Source organism: Bacillus sp. MBGLi79, assembly GCF_002953915.1.
The window spans coordinates 4,715,260-4,719,809 of record NZ_CP026521.1; the positions used below are offsets into that span (position 1 = coordinate 4,715,260).

At 45.5% G+C, this 4,550-nt stretch carries 4 protein-coding genes and 1 riboswitch; of the genes, 2 read left to right on the forward strand and 2 right to left on the reverse strand.

What is annotated here, in order from left to right; translation table 11 throughout:
* The first annotated feature begins 90 nt into the window (after positions 1–90).
* Positions 91–654, forward strand: a complete 564-nt coding sequence (ahpC, locus tag C1T29_RS24030) for an alkyl hydroperoxide reductase subunit C (protein WP_020453590.1) — start codon at positions 91–93, stop codon at positions 652–654.
* 13 nt (positions 655–667) lie between these two features.
* Positions 668–2,197: an alkyl hydroperoxide reductase subunit F gene (gene ahpF, locus C1T29_RS24035; protein WP_020453591.1), complete on the forward strand. Its 1,530-nt coding sequence runs from the start codon at positions 668–670 to the stop codon at positions 2,195–2,197.
* Positions 2,198–2,245: 48 nt separating this feature from the next.
* Here the strand turns inward: ahpF and C1T29_RS25005 are convergent, their stop codons facing one another.
* Positions 2,246–2,368, reverse strand: coding sequence for a hypothetical protein (locus C1T29_RS25005; protein ID WP_257419524.1), 123 nt, complete (start codon positions 2,366–2,368; stop codon positions 2,246–2,248).
* Positions 2,369–2,495: 127 nt separating this feature from the next.
* Positions 2,496–3,848, reverse strand: a complete 1,353-nt coding sequence (locus C1T29_RS24040; protein ID WP_025810517.1) for an amino acid permease — start codon at positions 3,846–3,848, stop codon at positions 2,496–2,498.
* A 148-nt stretch (positions 3,849–3,996) separates the two neighbouring features.
* Positions 3,997–4,076: riboswitch (glycine riboswitch) on the reverse strand.
* Positions 4,077–4,550 lie beyond the last annotated feature (474 nt).

A 4,550-nucleotide genomic window follows, 5' to 3' on the forward strand; every position in this document is an offset into this window, starting at 1 on the left:
CTTGATAATTTGTATATAATTATAATAATTACAGAGAAATAAAGTTTACAATTTTTATTTCTCTTAAACTACATTCAGGAGGACGATATTATGTCTCTAATCGGAAAAGAAGTACAACCATTCGCAGCGAAAGCTTACAAAAACGGTGAGTTTATCGATGTTACACACGAAGATCTAAAAGGCCAATGGAGCATTTTCTGCTTCTATCCAGCAGATTTCTCATTTGTTTGCCCGACTGAGCTTGAAGACCTTCAAAACGAATATGCTGCCCTAAAAGAACTTGGTGTCGAAGTATACTCTGTTTCTACAGACACTCACTTCGTACATAAAGGATGGCATGACAGCTCTGAGAAAATCGGCAAAATCACTTACGCGATGATCGGCGACCCGTCTCAAACGATCTCCCGCAACTTTGAAGTGCTGAACGAAGAAGAAGGTCTTGCTGACCGCGGAACATTCATCATCGATCCGGACGGTGTGATCCAAGCTGTTGAAATCAACGCAGGCGGTATCGGCCGTGATGCAAGCACCCTGATCAACAAAGTAAAAGCGGCTCAATACGTCCGCCAAAACCCAGGCGAAGTTTGCCCGGCTAAATGGGAAGAAGGTTCTGAAACACTGACACCAAGCCTTGACCTAGTAGGCAAAATCTAAGGAGTGCATTCAATTGGTACTTGAAGCAAATATCAAAGCACAATTAAACCAATACATGCAGATGATTGAAAATGACATCGTCCTTAAAGTCAGTACAGGCGATGACAGTGTCTCTAAGGATATGCTGGCTCTTGTAGAAGAGCTGGCTTCCATGTCATCAAAAATCACTGTTGAAAAGGCGCAGCTCGACAGAACGCCAAGCTTCAGCGTCAATCGTGCCGGAGAAGAAACAGGCGTCACATTCGCCGGAGTTCCGCTCGGTCACGAATTCACATCTTTGGTGCTGGCACTCTTGCAAGTAAGCGGCCGACCGCCGAAAGTCGATCAAAAAATCATCGATCAAATCAAGAACATCAGCGGCGAATACCGCTTCGAATCTTATATCAGCCTCACATGCCACAACTGCCCGGACGTTGTGCAGGCATTGAACATGATGAGCGTGCTCAACCCGAACATCACGCACACGATGATCGATGGTGCGGCATACAAGTCAGAAGTCGAAAGCAAAAACATTATGGCTGTGCCGACCGTATACTTGAACGGCGAATCCTTTGGAAGCGGCCGAATGACGCTTGAAGAAATTCTTGCGAAAATGGGCAGCGGCACAGATGCATCTGAGCTTTCTGATAAAGATCCGTTCGATGTACTCGTTGTCGGAGGCGGACCTGCCGGTGCAAGCGCAGCAATCTATGCGGCGCGCAAAGGCATCCGCACAGGAATCGTTGCCGAACGCTTCGGCGGCCAAGTCCTTGACACGATGAGCATCGAGAACTTCATCAGCGTGAAGCGCACCGAAGGGCCGAAGCTTGCGGCAAGCCTTGAAGAACACGTGAAGGATTACGAGATCGACGTCATGAACCTGCAACGCGCAAAAGGTCTCGAGAAAAAAGATCTTTTCCATCTTGAACTCGAAAACGGCGCTGTTCTGAAAAGCAAAACCGTCATTCTGTCAACTGGCGCACGCTGGCGCAATATCGGCGTACCTGGCGAACAAGAGTTCAAAAACAAAGGTGTCGCATACTGCCCTCACTGTGACGGACCGTTGTTTGAAGGCAAAGACGTCGCCGTCATCGGCGGCGGAAACTCCGGTATCGAAGCAGCGATTGACCTTGCAGGTATCGTCAACCACGTGACTGTTCTTGAGTTCGCACCGGAGCTGAAAGCAGACGAAGTTCTGCAAAAACGTCTCTACAGTCTCCCTAACGTGACTGTCGTGAAAAACGCCCAAACAAAAGAAATCACGGGTGATGAAAACGTAAACGGCATCACTTACGTTGACCGTGAAACAGGAGAAGAAAAACACGTCGAGCTCCAAGGCGTCTTCGTCCAAATCGGTCTTGTGCCGAACACGGAATGGCTCCCTGAAACCGTCGAACGCAACCGCATCGGCGAAATCGCAGTCGACAAACGCGGCGAAACAACCATCCCTGGCCTATTCGCTGCCGGCGACTGCACAGACGGACCATATAACCAAATCATTATTTCAATGGGATCGGGGGCAAATGCCGCATTAGGGGCGTTTGATTATTTGATCCGGAACTAACACGAAAGGCGCTATGCTGCTTAAACGGCAGTATGGCGCTTTTTTATGTTATAACCCATATAAATAGGACTTCACATCATGGCCGACAAACGCTTTCCATATGATCAAATTGTACGGATAGGACCAAGCGGGATATTGCGATTGTCCATTCATGTATGAATTGTATTCCATGACTCCATTCCTCTCGTTCTCATGTCTACATTAAATATAAACCTATAAAAGGAAACGGTTAATCAAAAATAAAGACGGCATACTGCATGCAGTACACCGTCTTTTTCAAGAGATTTAATTTGACTCATCATGTTCTTTTTGTCCTGTTTTTTTTCATCCAAAATAAAATAAACAATACAATAAACCATAGAGGAGTCAGCAGCAAGGCCGGGCGGGTCGCATCCGCATACAGCATAATCATGAGAATGACCGCAAACATCGCCAGGACAACATAATTGATAAACGGCGCGAATGGCGCTTTGAATGTTGATGCTGCGTGTAAGTGCGGACGGGTTTTCCTGTATCTAATATGGCTGACAAGAATCACACCCCACACCCATATGAAACAAATCGCGCTGATGGTTGTCACGATTCCAAAGGCTTGTTCCGGTATCAGTTTGCTTAATAGCGCTCCTGCTGACAGGACAATGGTTGATACCCATAACGCGTGACTCGGCACATGGTTTTTATTCAGCTTCGCAAAATTGGCCGGGCCCTGTTTCGTTTTACTTAAATTGTACAGAATCCGGCTTGTTGAAAACATCCCGCTGTTACAAGCAGACGCGGCTGACGTTAATACAACAAAATTAATGATTCCCGCGGCAAGCGGGATGCCGACTAAGCTGAAGGTTTTCACAAAAGGACTTTCCGCTGCATTCAGTTCCATCCAAGGGTTAATACATAATAAGACGATAAGCGCGCCGACGTAGAAAAATAAAATCCGTAAAGGAATTTTATTAATAGCCGATGGAATATTTTTTTTCGGGTTCGACGTTTCCGCCGCCGATACACCTACTAATTCCACACCGACATATGCAAAGATCACCATTTGGAAAGAAAGCAAAAAGCCTGAAAATCCGTTTGGAAACAAACCGCCATGCGCCCAAAGGTTGGTAACCGAAACCGTTCCTGTATGCGTCTTAAACCCGATCACCAGCAAAATAACACCGATGACAATTAACGCAAGAATCGTGATCACCTTTATTAAAGCGAACCAAAATTCCAATTCTCCAAAAAGCTTGACAGTCAACAGATTGAGCCCTAATAAAATGAGTAAACAGATAAGTGCAGGGACCCACTGCGGAATATCAAACCAATATTTCACATAGACACCGACGGCAATCACATCCGCCATAGCCGTCATAATCCAGCAAAACCAATAGGTCCACCCGGTGACAAACGCCGCACGCGGCCCCAGATACTCCTCGGCAATATCGGTTAACGATTGATAACCCGCTTTAGATAACAGCAATTCTCCCAGCGCCCGCATCACGAAAAAAAGCGCAATACCTACAATGAAATACGCAAAGATGATAGAAGGACCCGCCAATTGAATCGCCTTACCGGAGCCTAAAAACAACCCGGTGCCAATCGTCCCGCCAATAGCGATAAGCTGTACGTGCCGATTGGATAAGTCCCTCTTTAATTCCCGCTGTTCCACATCAAACTCCTCCTTACCTCTCTAGTGAACGACGAGCAGTAAAAAAGCCCATAAAAAAAAGAGATTGGATGTCCTCCAATCTCGCGGTCATAAGAATATCAAAATATATTTGTGCCGCTGACAATCATCAGCACGACAAATACATATTCGGTACTCTTCTGTCCTTTTGCCTGAGATTGTGAACCCTTCGGCGCCGCAGAATTCCGCGGTCTCTCCAGAAGCTGCTCCTGCTGTAGTTCGACCCACAGCAATCATAGCTTGCATGTATTGAGTTTTTCGATAGAGATAATTACTATCGGATAACTTTTAATTTTAATAGAGGTTGAGTGATTTGTCAATGGTCCTATTTATAGTTAACGCTAGTATTCTTAAACTCACCTATACTAGCGACAATATTTTCCTCCCATTTCTGAGAACGAGACAATGCTGGGATAGAAAGAAATCAATTCCATGAAAGTGACCAAGCCAAAGCCGGGGTACTCTGAAATGCGGTGTCCGATTAATGTTAAAGAAGCCTTCTCAAGCTTTCTCTCCGCTCATCTCAGCGCCTCTTTCCCTCGTTTTGATTGTCTCAAAAAGGAGTTATGCGGTACTATCATATAAAGGTCAATTATTTAAAAATAATGTCATACTTTTAAAATCACCTTATCATGCAAATGCTCGTACATAGGGGGACAGCTCCTATTCTAAAAAGGGGATGGA